Genomic DNA, 15104 nt, shown 5'->3' on the forward strand with positions numbered 1-15104 from the left:
GGCTGGCTAGATCACGCTCAGGCTTCCAGAACCCGGAGAGCGCGAAGGGTTGCAGGGTGATCGGGGCCGAGAACTCGCTCACACAGCGGGAAGGCTTCACGCGCCAGTCTTTCGGCCTCGTCCGTCCGCCCCGCGCGAGCGAGGTAGTCGGCCAGTTCCGAGTAGTTCTCCACGAGGAAGGGGTGCTCGGGCCCGAGTACTCGCTCTCGTGCTTCGATGCAGCGTCGAGTTAGCTGGATGGCCTCGTCCCAACGGCCGAGCGACGCCGTGACGTAGCCGAGCAGGGCCGTGACGGCGAGCGTTTTGGGGTGGGTCGGCCCCTGGATGCGCTTGCGGTCGGCCAGTGCGCGTCGAGCGAGTGGTTCGGCCTCTTCCGCTCTGCCGAAGTGGGCGACCCCGAAGGCGTACGTATGCCTGGCCGCAAGCGTTGTGGGATGGTCGCAGCCCAGGTACTGCGCGCAGTCTTCGACGGTCTGTGGAGACGTCCGGTCGAATTCTGCCTCTTCCTTGCACACGGCAAGACCTTCAATCAGCATCGCCCGGCTGCGTAGCCCCCTGGGATGCTCCACCCCCAAAGCGCTCCGCAGCCCCTCCGCCGCACGACGCAGCAAGGACAGCGCCTCAGGCCGCCGCCCCAGTCTGAAGAGCGGCTGCTGGAGCCCGTGACACGACTCGAGCGTGTCGGGGTGGTCAGGCCCCAAGACGCGTTCGCGGACGCGCAGCACCCGGCTGTGAACCTCCTCCGACTCCGCGATGCGACCGAGCCGGAACAACGAGCGCCCCGCGCGCTGCAGCGCGCTCAACGTCAGCCGGTGCTCAGCACCGAGCACCCGTTCCGCCGCCCCCGCGGCCTCCTGGGCCAGGTCCAGGGCGGCGGCGTAGTCACCCGTCTCATGAACGCGTTCAGCGAGGCGTACGGCCAACCCCACCACCCGTTCCGCCGTCCTAACGTCTCCCTCGCGCAGCAACCGCACCGCATGCGGCACAAGCAGCGCAACGAACCCGTCCCCGACCCCGCCGTCCGCCGGAAGCGCGGCCTCCAGCAGGGCGACTGCCGCCTCCGCGAGAGCAGCACGCTGCTCCGCAGGGGTGCCCGAGGCGACGCTGTCCAGGAGTACGCCGTGCACCTGGACGCAGCGCACCGGCTGGTCCCCATCCGTACCGCCCGGCGCGGAGACGATCGTGGCCAGGGAATGATCCAGCAGCCCGCGCAAAGCAGGCTCTACGCGGGCGGCGTCCAGCAGGCCCGTCGCGCCCAGCGACGCCGGGCTCAGCACCGCGAGCGGCAGCGGGTCCGGGCTCCAGCAGGACAGGAGCCGTAGCAGCGTCGTCGCCTCCGGGAGGCCCTGGTCGGCGAGGGCATCCAGGGACAGGTGCCAGGTGCGGCTGACCAGGTGGCGGGACTCGGGGCGGCCGGAATCCAAGGCCGCGCCCTGGTCGATGAGGCCGGTCGGGTCGGCTTCTAGGCGGTTTCGGTACTCGTCCATGGACCAGGACTCCAGTAGCTGGTGGTGCAGGTAGGACCCCGCGAGGGTCAGGGCGAGCGGGAGGCAGCCGAGGCGGAGGGCGACCTGTTCGGCCGCCGCCGGGGTGCCCGCGTGGGGTGCGAGGTCGCACAGGACCTGGGCCGCGTCCTCGGTGGGCAGCACCCCGACGGGGTGCAGGACCGCGCCCCGCCAGGCGCGCGAGGTGGCGTACCGGGTCGTGACCAGCACCGTGCCGCGCGGGCTGGGGCGCAGCCAGGCGCCCTCTTGCAGGATCGCCGGGTCGTCGGCGTTGTCGATCACCAAGAGCCAGGGTTCGGCGGAGTGGTCCAGGTGGTGCCAGACGAGGTCCGCGGCGGCGCGCTGCCCGCTGTGCGCGGCGGCCAACTCGCCGGGGCCCGCGCCCCGGTCGGCGGCGACGGCCAGCATGCCCGCGCGCAGGGACAGCCGTTCGGAGGCGTTGACCCAGAGGCCGACCCTGGCCCGGTCGCGTACGGCCTCGGTGAACAGCGCGTGGGCCACCGCCGTTTTGCCGCAGCCGCCCATGCCGTGCAGTACGTGGATCTGTCCGCCGCCCTCGACCGCCGCACGTAATCGCCGCATCAGGTCCGCCCGGTCCCGCAGGACGGCCGGGGTACGGCCCACCGGGGGGACGCGTACGGTGTCCGGGCCGCCGAGCCCCGGGGTCGGTGCCCCGGCGAACAGAGAGGCGCCGGGCGCGTAGTGGTGATGGTGCTCGGCGATGTGCTGGTCGCCGGCCGACTGGAAGACCCGTCCGTGCCCGGAGGCTCGGCCTTCGGCGCTCACCGCTCGGTGATGTGCTGGTCGCGGCCCGCCTGGTAGACCCGGCCGCTGCCGGAGGCTTCGGCTCGCATATGGATGGTGGTGTTCATCGCCTGATCGTTGCCCGGCAGGGCCGGGCTCAACTCGTCCAGGACCCGGCGCAACTCCTCGACGACCTCCGGATGCGCGACGAGGAACCGCCGCATACGGCCCGCCCACTCCTCGCTCAGCTCGCGCCGGGTCTCCTCGTCCTCCGAGTCCTCCGCGTCACGCGCGGCCAGCAGGTCGTCGCGCGTGGTCTCGAGCTCGCCGTCGATCCCGTCGGCGCGGTCCGGCTGGGCCCGGCGCCATAACGCGACGATCCGCTCCCGGGCGCGCTGCCATGCGTCGGTGGCCATCAGGGCCACCACGGTGGACCCGGCTGTCCGTGCCAGATCTGCGATCTGCGGCTCCATGTGTCCCCTTGCCCCCCTCATCCCTGCGGACGTCGGCTTTTCACGATACGTCGGCCGGCCCGCCCGTCAGGCGGTTTCGTCGAGGCGGCGGCGGTGTTCGGCGGGCAGCCGTCCGGGACGAGTTCGCCGCGCTGAGCGGGGGCTTCCCGTCAGTCCAACGCGGCCCCGCTGATACCCTGCGATCTTCGCCGGTTGCCCGGACGGAGTCCCGGCAGGTCGCAATGTCCCACTTCCAGCAGCAGCTCACGACAGCCCTCGACGCCCTGGACCGTGCGTTTGCCGGTGAGGAGCCCTTCCCCGTCCAGGGATGCACGTATTGCTACGGCGAGCAGGACCTCGCCGAGCTCTCCGGACCCCTGCACCTGATATCCGACGACATGGTCACTTCCGTGGCCATGGAGGTGCCCAGCCACTGGGACGACTTCCCCAGGCTCTTTCGCCGTCTGACCCCACGCATCATCCGCCCCGTCGTCACCGGCCAGTTCCACGTCGACGAGAACCTGATCGCCTCCCGCTTGCGGGAGGCGGGCTGGACCACATGGGACGCGCCTCTGGCCGACGCCCTCCGTGACGTCTGGTCCGCCTGGTGGCGGACCACCCTGCACACCCACCCCAGCCCCGTCTCCGTCAGGGAGACCCTCAGCCTCATCACCGTCGCCACCGACACCTTGCGCCCCTGGCTGGACCTGTGGACCGCCACCCGCACCCCAGCCGCCGACGCCCACCTGGCAGACCTCGTCGACGACGTGATGTTCGAGTTCGAGATCACCGACTTGCACATGGGTTTCTACGACGAGTACCACGCCACCCCGGAGCTGTTGGACTGGCTCCTCACCGACGCGCGAGACCGCGTCGACGACGCGCGCCTCGACGAGCCGTATCTCCTCGCACACCACCGGACAGCCGGCTAGCACCGCCCGGCGCGGAGACGGCCGTCAGGCGTCGGGGAGGGGGCGGTCCGGCTGTAGAAGCCGTTGAGCAGGGCGGTGGGCTTCGGTGATCAGCCTTTGGTGATCCGCTTCTCGAACCAGTGGTGGGCGTACGGCTCGTCGTTGAACGCCGGGACCTCCGCGAAGCCGGCGGAGTGGTAGAGGCCGATCGCGGCGTCGAGCGCCTTGTTGGTGTCCAGGCGCAGTACGTCGCGTCCGTGCCGGGCGGCCCGCGCCTCCAGTTCGGCGAGGAAACGGCGGGCCAGGCCGAGGCCACGGGTGTGGGGCGCGACCCACATCCGTTTGATCTCGGCCGGGGCGCCGGGCGGCAGCTTCAGGCCGGCGCAGCCGACCGGTTCGCCGTGCAGCCGGGCGACCAGGAACAGGCCGCGCGGCGGACGGAGTTCGCCCGCGTCGGGCAGCAGGCTCCGCGCGGGGTCGAAGCCGGTCTCGAAGCGCTCCTGAAGCTCGGTGAAGTAGGCCAGCAGACAGTGCTGGGCGTCGGGGTGGTCCGGGTCCACCGCGTCCAGGGTGACCGTCGCGGCGGTCAGCAGCCGGTCGACCTCGGCCATGGCCGCCACCAGCCGGGCGCGCTGGGCGTCGTTGAGCGGCTCCAGCAGGGAGCCGGCCAGCTCGTCGCTGCGGCGGTCGAGCGTGGCGCGCTCCGCGCGGCCCGCGTCGGTGAGCCGGACGGTGCGCACGCGTCTGTCCTCCGGGTGCGGCTCCAGCGTCACCAGGCCGTCGCGCTCCAGGGCGCGCAGCAGCCGGCTGACGTACCCCGAGTCGAGCCCGAGGCGTTCGCGCAGCCGCCGTACGTCCTGGCCCTGCTCGCCGATCTCCCAGAGCAGCCGGGCCTCGCCGATGGGCCGGTCGCGGCCCAGGTAGTGGTCGTGGAGCACGCCCACGCGTTCGGTGACGGTGCGGTTGAACCGCCGCACCTGGTCGATCTGTGCCACATCCATTCTCTGACTCTAGTCAGAGAAGCGTGGTGTCAGTCCTCAGCCGCCCCCGCGGGGTCGGCTGGGAGCCCCGTGCTCAATGGCACGGTGTCGAGTGCCGTGACGGTGACATCGGTCAGCGATTCGGCGCCGGTGATCTCCGCGCGGGCGACGGTGACGGCCTCGAGGGCGGGAAGGGCGGCCAGGGGGGTCAGGTCGAGCCGGGCCCTGCCCGGGCCGCTGCTTCGGAAGGTGATGCCCAGCTGGCGGAGTTCCGGGAAAGCCTCGGCGATCCAGGCCGCGTCCAGGCTCGGTGTGAAGACGTGCAGGTCGAGCCAGGTGATCTGGTGGGGGAAGAGAGACGACGGGAGACGGCCGACGCTGATGTCGATCTTCAGGTGTTTCAGCGTCGTCAGCGTGTTCAGACCGTTGGGGAACGGCCCTCCCCTCGCCGGCGACTGGGCGAAGTCGAGGCTCCGGAGCGACAGCGCGGACAGCGGCGTCAGGTCATGGGCCCCGGAACACCTGGTCAGGACGAGGGTGCGCAGGCCCGACAGATGGCTCAGGGCGCTCAGGTCGGTGAGGGCACCGTTCCGGTCCAGCCTCAGATGGGTGACCTGGGCGAGCGAGCGGTTGGTGCGGAGCTCCTCCTCGCCGAAGTCGCCGCGCAGCTGGAGCTTGGACACGCCGCCCATGCTGTCGAGGAGGCGCAGGTGTTCCCACGTCTCCGCCGTGAAGTACAGATCGTCCGGGGCGAGGCGCGCGATCACCTCGGTGAAGTAGCGCTCGGTGTCGAACCGCCCCCAGCTCGCGGTGAGCTGTGAACGGACGAGCAGCGCGGGGTGGTTGGTGAACCGGGAGAGATAGGGGATGGCTGCGTCGGTGCCGATGTGGGAGGCGGCGACCACGCAGGAGTAGGCCCGGTCGTCGGTGAGGTCGGCCGGTGGCGGCAGCAGCTCCAGGACGAGCGGGCCCACCGTGGCCAGCTCGCGGGCGCGCGACGCGCTCAGGGGCGGGATGAAGCGCTGGGCGTCCGCGGTGACGGCGTCGCGCACCTCGGAGTTCAGATCGGGCGCGTGCTCCAGGCAGGCCAGGGCGAGCAGGGAGACGCGGAGCTCCGACTGGGGGTTTTCCCGGGCCCGGCCCAGCAGCTTGCTGAGGATCTTGGCCCGTTCGCGCGGGCGGGCGTGGGCGACCGCCATGCGGATGACGTCCTCCCACTGGGCGTCGGCGCCGTGCTCGACGAGCAGCCCGAAGTCCTCCTCCTCCACGGCCGCCTTCGCGCCGAGGAAGTCCTGGAACGTGCGGTGGACGAAGTCGATCGTGCCGACCGTCGGCTCGCGGAGCAGACCGCTGCGCAACAGCAGATGGTTCAGGATGCGCGGGGCGTCGCCGAGCGCGGTGGCCGAGGGGACGGAGGAGAGGGCGTCGGCGATGATGCGCTCCGCCCGGGCGCGGTCGAGCTCGGCCTCGCCGTTGCGGATCAGGTAGTAGGCCAGCCGCTGGAGAAGCTGGACCTGCGGCTCCTCGTCGAGCTGGACGTCGCCCTGGGTGTAGATATGGCGCTCGGTGTCGCGCCGGGTGAGGAGCATGGACAGCGCCGCGTCGTACAGCGCCTTGCGGCCGGGCGGCAGATAGCCGTTGCGCGCGCGGTGCAGGGCGCAGATCAGACCGCACATGAGGGGGTTGGTGGCGAGTCGGCCGAGGTCCGGCTTGGTGCGTACGGCGGTGTGGAGGGCCGACTGGTAGCCGTCGAGGGCGGCGCGTTCCCCGGCCTTGCGGCAGGTGGCGCGGGCGGCGTCGTGCCAGCGGTCGATGAAGGCACCGAGGTCGTCGTGGCTCATGGGGGCCAGGGCGAACTCGGTGAAGTCCTGGGCCCCCAGCCAGTCGTCGGCCACGGCGGAGGGGCGCGAGGTGACCAGCCAGAGGTTGTCGGGGTAGGCGAGGAGCAGATCGCCCAGCCAGGTGCGGGTGCGCTCCCGGTCGGGCTCGGGGATCTCGTCGATGCCGTCGATGAGCAGCAGCCCGCGCCCGGCGGTCAGCACGCGATCGGCCCAGCCGGCGGGCTGGGCGCCGTGGCGGGGGTTGTGGACGGCGGCGAGGAAGCGGTCGGGGGTGGGCAGGGCGTCCTGGCGGGCGATGGTGCGCAGGGGCAGGACGAAGGGGACGCGGCCGATCAGCTGCTCCATGCCGCGCGGCGGCTCCTGGCCGGCGGCGCAGACGGCGAGCCACTGGACGAGGGTCGTCTTGCCGGAGCCCGCGACGCCGCGCAGCAGGACCCGGCTGTGGCCCGACAGGGCCTGGTCGGCGGGGATGGGGGCCTCGGGGCCGGCGGAGATCTCCCCGTCGAGGGCGGCGACCTCCCTGCCGAGCGCCGCCGGGGCCCGGTCGCGCGCCGCGGTGATCGCCTCCAGGCTCAGATACGCCGCGTCCAGGGGCCAGCTGGCCTCTGCCTGGCTGAGGTCGATACCGACGATGGTCAGCGTCCCGTACTTCTTCTGTACGAAATCGGCGTAGTCCTTTTCGAAGCCCGCGTCCTCGGCCGACTGGGAGGGGATCCGCTCGATCAGGATGTCGATCTTGGTGATGAGGTCGGTCAGCTGGCCGCTCTGCTCGACGAGGGTGCGGGGTACAAACGTCGAGCGCTGGGTGAAGAAGTGCAGGATGTGCAGGCAGGCGGTGTCCACGAGACGTCGGTAGAGCACCGTTGCGGCCTGGCTGAGGAAGAGTTTGTTGCCCTTGGCCAGGGTGGCGTCGATGAGCATCCGGGCGAGGGCCTCATGGCCGAGCCGCACGGCCTGCACATCGTCCATGTCGAGGTCGCCCAGCGCCTGAAGCGTGGTCGCCAGGTGCATGGCGACGATCTCGTCCTCGTCGGCGGGGCACGGCCGTTCCCCCGGTCCGGCGTGCTGGACGGCTTGTGCGACGAGCTCGGCGGCGATCTTCTGGAGGTTCTTCTCCGTCAGGGTGCGCTTCTCGCCTTTGAACGAGACGAGCCCCGAGACACGGACCGGCCTGTCGACCAGACCCGCGCCGGGCCCCTCCTGCCGGAAGAGCTTCTTGATCAGCGGCGTGACGGCGGCCGAGGTGAGGCGAGCGCCAATGGTTGCGGGATCCACGTCCCCATCCCCCCGATGGTTGGTGCGGCGCGACGGCCGACGGCTTCTGATCGGACAGCGTACCGGGGCCGTAAGGTCTTTGGTCCCGAAACGGACATCGAAAGGCCGGGACGGACGATCGGCGATCTTATGGCGCGGTGATATGGCCCACAGATCACTCGCGCCCTACTACGGAAAATAGTGAGTGCCTTCGACTATGGGGCGCGCGTACGGCGCGCGCGGTGGTACGAGATTCCCGATGTGATCACCGGACGTGGCGTCTGGCCAGGTCAGAGGGGTGGGCGGAGGTGGATGTTCCGGATTCTTGGGTGGGTGATCACGGATATCGGACGGGGTCCGTGGCCCTGGTCGAATTGCGGGTGCGACTGCTTTTCGTACGGCGTGGATTAGTAGTGACAGGGGTTGGCCTCGTGGCCCGGGCGGGTTACCAAAGAACGTCTGTTCCGGTCCCCGGCCGGGACTCACCCATGTTTCTGGAGGTAGTCCCCCTATGTCCCCGCGCGCCAAATCCCGGCACCTCAAATCCCGTAAAACTGGCAAGTCCGTTCTGCGTACCCGCGCCGCCGTGCTGGCCGCGGGAATGGGTGCCTCGCTGGCGCTGAGCGCGGGGGTCGCGCTCGCCGCGGACACGTCGCAGAGCAACAGCGTGCTGTCGGTGACCCCGGCCGGTGAGGTCGGCAAGTCGGTGATGGCGCAGGCCGACGCCCTCCAGAAGGCGATCGACGCCGAGAAGGCGGCCGCGAAGAAGGCGGCGGCCGAGAAGGCCGCCAAGGAGGCCGCGGCGAAGAAGAAGGCGGCGGACGAGAAGGCCGCGGCGCAGAAGAAGGCCGCTGAGCTGGCCGCCGCGAAGAAGAAGGCGGCGGAGGAAGCGGCCGCGAAGAAGAAGGCGGCGCAGGAGGCCGCGGCGAAGGCCGCGGCGGCCGCCAAGAAGGCCGCAGAAGCCAAGGCCCTCTCCTGGGAGACGCCGGTCGCCTCGTACCACATCGGCGCCGCCTTCGGCCTCGCGGGCAACCTGTGGTCCCACAACCACAGCGGACAGGACTTCGTCGTGCCGTCCGGCACCCAGGTGCGCGCCGTCCACGGCGGTGTCGTGGTCAAGGCCGGCGGCAACGGCGCCGGTGACGGCCCGGCGTACGGCAACGCCATCGTCATCAAGCACGCCGACAACACGTACTCCCAGTACGCCCACCTGTCGCAGGTGAAGGTGTGGGTGGGCCAGACCGTGACGACCGGTCAGCTGATAGGCCTGTCCGGGAACACCGGCAACACCACCGGCCCGCACCTGCACTTCGAGATCCGCAAGACGCCGAACTACGGCTCGGCCGTCGAGCCGCTGGCCTTCCTGCGCGCGCACGGCGTCAAGATCTGACGCGTCGCCGCACGGGCGCCGGCCCCCCCAAGTCACGCCCCGGACGCGGGCCCGTCAGGACGCGTCCGGGGCGTCGCCAACCCCTTCGCCCGGGTGCGCCTGTTCGCCCGGGTGCGCCTGCGCCAGCAGATCGAGGGCGACTTCGAGGACGGCCTTCCGCTTGTCCTCGGGGTCGGCCTCGATGTGCTGCATGGCGAAGATGGCCGTATGCATGACGAAGAGCGCGCTGAGGCTGCGGACCTGGTCGGGCAGCGCGGCGTCGGGGTCCCTCAGCAGGTTCGTCATGGCGATCATGCGGTCCTTGAGGGTTTCGCCGGGGCGCAGATGGCTCATCGCGGCCTGGTTCTGCTGCATGAAGCGGAACAGCGGGAGGGCGCTCTGTAGGGCCACGCTGTAGCGGCGTACCAGCTCCTGCTTGGTCTCCAGGGTGCGGGGCTGCTGCCGGCCCCAGTCGAGCAGCTCGTCCAGCGGCCGGGCCAGGTCCTGGAACAGGCTGATGAGGATGTCTTCCTTCGTCTTGAAGTGGTAGTACAGCGCGGCCTTGGTGACGTCGAGCCGCTCGGCGATCTCGCGCAGCGAGGTCTTCTCGTAGCCCTGCTCGGCGAACAGCTCCATGGCCACGTCCTGGATGCGCTGCCGGGTGTCGCCCCGGCGCGCCTGCGGTGTGCTGCCCATGGTGCTCTCCTGTGGTCCTGGGGCCGCGCGCGGCCGAACAAAACTTACTTGACGCCCGGCTAGTTAGCGTCGTACCTTCTCCACTGTACTTAACTAGCCGGGCGGCAAGTAAGTAGCCGGGCACAACAAAGCGCCGCACCCCAGGGGGAAGTGGAGATCATGTCCCAGAATCAGTCCGGAGGCGGAGCGTCGACCGCGTCGCCAGAGCCCAGCGCGGAGGCGGCCGAAGCCGGCTCGCAGACCCCGCCCGGTCGCAAGCCCCGTTCCACCGGCGTCGTGATCTTCGCACTGATGATCGCCATGCTGCTGGCGATGCTCGACAACATGATCGTCGGCACCGCGATGCCGACCATCGTCGGCGATCTCGGCGGGCTCGAACACCTCTCCTGGGTGGTCACCGCGTACGCCCTGGCGACCGCCGCTTCCACCCCCATCTGGGGAAAGCTCGGCGACATGTACGGGCGTAAGGGCATGTTCCTCACGTCCATCGTGATCTTCCTGGCCGGTTCGGCCCTGTCCGGCGCGGCCCAGGACATGGGGCAGCTGATCGGCTTCCGGGCCCTTCAGGGCCTGGGCGCGGGCGGTCTGATGGTCGGTGTGATGGCGATCATCGGCGATCTGGTCCCGCCCCGGGAGCGCGGCCGGTACCAGGGCATGATGGCCGGTGTCATGGCCGTGGCCATGATCGGCGGACCGCTGGTCGGCGGCACCCTCACCGACCACCTCGGATGGCGCTGGATCTTCTACATCAACGTCCCGCTCGGCGCGATCGCCCTGGCCGCGATCACCGCCGTCCTGCACCTGCCGAAGAAGCGCGCGCAGGCACGGATCGACTACATCGGCGCGGCGCTCCTCACCATAGGCATCACCTCGCTGGTGCTGATCACCACCTGGGGCGGCAACGAGTACGCGTGGGGCTCGGCCCAGATCATCGGTCTCGGCGCGCTGGGGGTCGCCTCGCTCATCGCCTTCGTCGGCGTCGAGCGCCGGGTCGCCGAGCCCGTGCTGCCGCTGCACATATTCCGTAACGGCAACTTCTCGCTCATCACGGTGATCGGCTTCCTCACCGGCTTTGTGATGTTCGGGTCGATGACCTTCCTGCCGCTCTTCCAGCAGACCGTCCAGGGCGCCTCGGCCACCAACTCCGGCCTGCTGCTGCTCCCGATGCTGCTGGGCATGCTGGTCGTCTCGCTGATCGCGGGCCGGGTCACCACCCAGACCGGCAAGTACCGGATCTTCCCGATCCTCGGCGGCGGCCTGATGGTGGCCGGCATGTTCCTGCTGGCCCAGATGGACACCGGCACCACCCGCCTGACCTCCGGCGTCTACATGGCGGTGCTCGGCGCCGGCATGGGCTTCCTGATGCAGACCTCGATGCTCATCGCGCAGAACAGCGTCGAGATGAAGGACATGGGCGTCGGCTCCTCCTCCGCCACCCTCTTCCGCACCCTCGGCGGCTCCTTCGGTGTCGCCATCCTCGGTGCGCTCTTCACCAACCAGGTGAAGGACACGATGACCGAGCGGGCCGGGGAGAAGGGCGCGGCGGTCACCTCCGGCGGCGCCAACCTCGACCCGGCGATGCTCCCGAAGCTGCCCCCGGAGATCCGGGACGCGTACACCCACGCGGTCGCGAACGGGGCGCACCAGGTCTTCCTGTGGGGCGCGGTGATCGCGATCGCCGGCTTCCTCGCGGCCTGGTTCATCAAGGAGGTCCCGCTGCGCGGGGCGGGCCCCAAGGCCAAGGAGGCCGACGCCCAGGCCCCGGCCGACCAGACGCCGGTGGTCGAGGCGGTCTGACCCGGCGGTACGGGCGAGAAGCCCGAACGGCGTGAGGCGCGGCCGGTGCGAGATGCACCGGCCGCGCCTCACGCGTTACGGCCCTGCCCGGCCGGTCAGTCCAGCACCTCGATGACCGGGAAGCTGCCCGTGTTCGTGGGCGCGGACTCCGGCAGCCACAGCACCGCGACCGCGCCCTCCCGCCCCTCCGCCGTCGGCTCCGCGTTGCGGAACGTCAGCCGGGCGCCCAGGACGCGCGCCTGGCCCGCCGCGATGGTCAGACCCAGGCCGTGGCCCGTCCCGGCCCGGTCCTTGCTGCCGGTGCGGAAGCGGCTCGGCCCGTCCTTCAGCAGCGCCTCGGGGAAGCCGGGCCCGTGGTCGCGGACGCGCAGCACCCGCCCCTCCACCGTGACCTCGAAGGGCGGCTTGCCGTGCCGGGCGGCGTTGGCCAGGAGGTTGCCGATTATCCGCTCCAGGCGGCGCGGGTCGGTGGAGACATGGGCGTCGCGCAACACGCTGACCTGGGCGTCGGGGGCCGCGACCCGCACCCGGCGGGTGACGAACTCGGCGAGGGCGATCTCCTGGAGCTCGGCGCGCTCCGCGAAGCCGTCCAGCCGGGCGACCTCCAGGACGTCCTCGACGAGCTGGCGCATCGCCTGCGCCCGGTCGCGTACCAGCTCGGTCGGGCGCCCCGGCGGCAGCAGCTCGGCGGCGGTGAGCAGTCCGGTGACGGGGGTGCGCAGCTCATGCGCGATATCGGCCGTCACCCGCCGCTCGGCCTCCAGCCGCTGCTGAAGCGCCTCGGCCATGCCGTCGACCGCGCGCGCCAGGTCGTCGGTCTCGTCCCGGACCCGGCCGCCGATCGCGTCCCGCACCCGGACCTCGGAGTCGCCCTCGGCGAGCTTGCGGGCCGCGGTGGCGGCCTTGCGCAGCCGCCGCGAGAGCTGGTCGCCGATGAGCACGCCCAGCGCGATACCGCCCAGCACCACCGACACCGAGCCGAGGACGAGGACGCGGTCCAGGTCGCCCAGGATCTTGGCGCGGTCCTTGAACTGGGCGTGCACGGACAGCACCCGGCCGTCCCGCAGCGGCACCGACGCCCAGACCTCGGGGCCCGCGGCGCCGGTATCTCCCAGGTAGGTGGCGCGCAGCCCGCGCGCGGCCTCCTTCTTCAGCTGCTCGGGAAGCCGCTGGTCGTCGAGTTTCGCGCCGAAGCCGAGGTATCCGGACTTCTCGTACCACTTCTGGGCGGCCTGTACCCGGTCGTCCATCACCGCACGGCTGTTGTCGAGCATCGAGACGCGGGCGGCGTTGTGCACGACGAGGCTGAGCGCGATGGCGACGAGCGCGCTCACGGCCGCGATCGCCAGGCTGACCTTCCAGCGCAGTCCGGAGCGCAGAGCGAGCCTCACCATCCGGGCTCAGCCCCTGAGCTTGTAGCCGAAGCCGCGGACCGTCTCGATCCGGTCCTGGCCTATCTTTCCCCGGAGCCGCTGCACATGGACGTCCACGACCCGGGTGTCGCCGCCCCAGCCGTAGTCCCACACCCGCTCCAGCAGCCGGTCGCGGGAGAGCACGGTGCCCGGCGCGGCCGAGAACTCCAGCAGCAGCCGCATCTCCGTCGGCGTCAGCGCGACCTGCTGACCGGCCCGGCGGACCTCCATCCCCTCCGGGTCCACCTCCAGGTCGCCGAAGCGCAGCACCCCGCCCTCGGGGTCTTCGGGCTCCGGCTCCGCGCCCCGGCCCGGTCCGCTCGCATGCCCGAAGCGGCGCAGCACGGCGCGGATCCGGGCGACCAGGACCGCGCCGTCGAAGGGCTTGGTGACATAGTCGTCGGCGCCCGCCTCCAGGCCGAGCACCACGTCGATCGAGTCGGCGCGCGCCGACAGCATGATCACGGGCACCGTGGACTCGTCGCGGATCCGGCGGCACAGGCTCACCCCGTCCAGCCCCGGAACCATCACGTCGAGCAGCGCGATGTCGGGCCGGTCGGCCCGGAACCGCTCCAGCCCGGTCAGCCCGTCCGGCGCGGCGGTGACCACGAAGCCGTCGCGCTCCAGAGCGAGCTGGGTGGCCTCGCGGATGACATCGTCGTCCTCGACGAAGAGCACATGGGTTTCGGCCACGGCCTTACTTCAGCCTTCCGTTCCGTCGTCGGGCGTGGGCAGCTCGTCCTCGTTCACATTGCTGACCTTGTGGTCGGCCACGCGAAACTGCCCACGCGCGTCGGCCCACCGGTACGTCGTCACATCCTGGCGCGAGGGGCAGCACACCGAGTCACTCGAGGCGTAGATCAACTTGGTGACGCGGAGGCTGCCCTTGACGGTGTCGGCGTAGACGGGCAGGCGCTCGTCCATAAAGACGTTCTCATACGTCCCGCCCACCTTGCGGTACACGTACGAGCCGATGCCGAAACCCTCGGAGCAGGTCATGACGTTGATCACCAGATCGGACGCGGTGGAGCCGGTGAGCCGGCCGTACGCCACGTCGACCGGGTAGCCCCCCGACCTCTTCGCGCTCTTCTTGGCGCTCTTCGCGCTGCACGGCTTCAGGCTCGCCTTCAGGTGCTCGCTCACCTTCGGGTCCTTCTTGACCAGCGCGACGGCGTCGACCTTCTGCTGGGTCGATGTCGAGGAGGGGGTGGTGCCGTGGACATACGACTCCGGGGAGTCGGTGCTGTCCGGGGCCCATGACGTACGCGCCGGCCCTTCCTTGCGCACGCCCTGGCCGGCGTCGCCGCATCCGGCCAGCACCAGCCCGCCGACGGCGGCGAAGCCGACGACCGCGCCGCCCGTGATCAGGGCGGCCCTGCGGGGAGCCACCCTGTGTGGAGCGTCCTTACGGGGAGCTTCCTTGCTGGAAGAGGCCTTGATCAGGCCGCGCACCGATCCTGCCCCCGCTCGTGGCCTCGGCGCCGGTCCTGCGGGGTCTGGCGGATCTGGTGGTTCCGGGGGATCTGGCGGCGCGGGCGTGGATCCCGGACGCCCTCGCGGCTGCTCTCCCGACCGCCCTTCTGGCCGCCCTCCTGGCCGCCGCCCCGGGCCTCCGGGCGGCCGAGCGCGCGGGCGTCAAGCTCGCGGCTCTCCAACTCCTGCCGCAGCCTGGCCAGCGCCCGGTGCAGCGTGCTCTTGACCGTGCCGGTCGACATCCCGAGCGCCTCCGCGGTCTCCTCCGTGGTCATCTGCTCCCAGTGTCGCAGCACCACGACGCTCCGTTGCTTGGGAGCCAGCACTCCGAGGATGTCCATCAGCAGCGCGCGGTCCGCGTGCTGCTCGGTGCCGTCCTCGACCCGCGCGTCCGGCAGCTGCTCGGTCGGGACCTCGTCCAGCTTGCGGGCGCGCCACCACTCGGTGCGGGTGTTGATCATGACGCGGCGGAGGTACGCGTCGGCCAGCGACTTGTCGGCTATCCCGTCCCAGCGGCCGTACGTGCGCACCAGCGCGGTCTGGAGGAGGTCCTGTGCCTCGATCGGGTCGGGGACCAGACGGCGGGCGCTGCGCAGGAGCGCGTCCTGCCGGTTGCGTACGTACTCTTCAAAATCCAGAACCTTGCCGCTGCCGGACATCGCCAGCCTCC

At 71.0% G+C, this 15104-nt stretch carries 12 protein-coding genes; 3 read left to right on the forward strand and 9 right to left on the reverse strand.

Annotation, left to right across the window (positions count from 1 at the left end):
* Nucleotides 1-17: 17 nt before the first annotated feature.
* Both ACH4S9_RS40125 and ACH4S9_RS40130 read right to left on the reverse strand, forming a co-directional pair.
* Nucleotides 18-2291 carry a tetratricopeptide repeat protein gene (locus tag ACH4S9_RS40125; protein WP_398376653.1) on the reverse strand — a complete coding sequence of 758 codons (2274 nt, stop codon included), beginning with the start codon at nt 2289-2291 and terminating at the stop codon, nt 18-20.
* Nucleotides 2288-2722: a hypothetical protein gene (locus ACH4S9_RS40130; protein ID WP_311727186.1), complete on the reverse strand. Its 435-nt coding sequence runs from the start codon at nt 2720-2722 to the stop codon at nt 2288-2290. The genes ACH4S9_RS40125 and ACH4S9_RS40130 overlap by 4 nt, the downstream gene beginning before the upstream one ends.
* A 221-nt stretch (nt 2723-2943) precedes the next feature.
* On the opposite strand from ACH4S9_RS40130, the gene ACH4S9_RS40135 reads away from it, so the two are divergent.
* Complete coding sequence (locus tag ACH4S9_RS40135) at nt 2944-3633, forward strand: hypothetical protein (protein ID WP_398376655.1); 690 nt, start codon at nt 2944-2946, stop codon at nt 3631-3633.
* Nucleotides 3634-3722: 89 nt separating this feature from the next.
* Here ACH4S9_RS40135 and ACH4S9_RS40140 read toward each other — a convergent pair whose 3' ends face one another.
* Both ACH4S9_RS40140 and ACH4S9_RS40145 read right to left on the reverse strand, forming a co-directional pair.
* Nucleotides 3723-4613: a GNAT family N-acetyltransferase gene (locus ACH4S9_RS40140; RefSeq protein ID WP_398376656.1), complete on the reverse strand. Its 891-nt coding sequence runs from the start codon at nt 4611-4613 to the stop codon at nt 3723-3725.
* Nucleotides 4614-4642: 29 nt separating this feature from the next.
* Nucleotides 4643-7708 carry an NACHT domain-containing protein gene (locus ACH4S9_RS40145; protein WP_398376658.1) on the reverse strand — a complete coding sequence of 1022 codons (3066 nt, stop codon included), beginning with the start codon at nt 7706-7708 and terminating at the stop codon, nt 4643-4645.
* 565 nt (nt 7709-8273) lie between these two features.
* Here ACH4S9_RS40145 and ACH4S9_RS40150 point away from each other — a divergent pair.
* Complete coding sequence (locus tag ACH4S9_RS40150) at nt 8274-9077, forward strand: M23 family metallopeptidase (RefSeq protein ID WP_361186691.1); 804 nt, start codon at nt 8274-8276, stop codon at nt 9075-9077.
* A 54-nt stretch (nt 9078-9131) separates the two neighbouring features.
* Here the strand turns inward: ACH4S9_RS40150 and ACH4S9_RS40155 are convergent, their stop codons facing one another.
* Nucleotides 9132-9752 (reverse strand): helix-turn-helix domain-containing protein, encoded by a 621-nt coding sequence (locus ACH4S9_RS40155; RefSeq protein ID WP_311727192.1) that lies wholly within the window; start codon nt 9750-9752, stop codon nt 9132-9134.
* 159 nt (nt 9753-9911) lie between these two features.
* Here ACH4S9_RS40155 and ACH4S9_RS40160 point away from each other — a divergent pair, with 159 nt between their 5' ends.
* Nucleotides 9912-11549, forward strand: a complete 1638-nt coding sequence (locus tag ACH4S9_RS40160; RefSeq protein ID WP_311727193.1) for an MDR family MFS transporter — start codon at nt 9912-9914, stop codon at nt 11547-11549.
* A gap of 95 nt (nt 11550-11644) precedes the next feature.
* On the opposite strand, the gene cseC is transcribed toward ACH4S9_RS40160, so the two are convergent.
* From cseC to ACH4S9_RS40180, 4 genes are read right to left on the reverse strand one after another with little or no spacing between them, the layout of a single operon-like run.
* Nucleotides 11645-12943, reverse strand: coding sequence for a two-component system sensor histidine kinase CseC (gene cseC / locus ACH4S9_RS40165; protein WP_311727194.1), 1299 nt, complete (start codon nt 12941-12943; stop codon nt 11645-11647).
* 6 nt (nt 12944-12949) lie between these two features.
* Entirely contained in the window at nt 12950-13654 is a 705-nt protein-coding gene (gene cseB, locus ACH4S9_RS40170; protein WP_311727195.1) for a two-component system response regulator CseB, read from the reverse strand.
* A 9-nt stretch (nt 13655-13663) separates the two neighbouring features.
* Entirely contained in the window at nt 13664-14350 is a 687-nt protein-coding gene (locus ACH4S9_RS40175; RefSeq protein WP_358848778.1) for a hypothetical protein, read from the reverse strand.
* Nucleotides 14351-14400: 50 nt separating this feature from the next.
* Nucleotides 14401-15093 carry a SigE family RNA polymerase sigma factor gene (locus tag ACH4S9_RS40180; RefSeq protein WP_398376659.1) on the reverse strand — a complete coding sequence of 231 codons (693 nt, stop codon included), beginning with the start codon at nt 15091-15093 and terminating at the stop codon, nt 14401-14403.
* Nucleotides 15094-15104: the final 11 nt, after the last annotated feature.

Origin of the sequence: Streptomyces sp. NPDC021225 (assembly GCF_044332865.1) — a bacterium.
Taxonomy (GTDB): Bacteria; Actinomycetota; Actinomycetes; order Streptomycetales; family Streptomycetaceae; genus Streptomyces.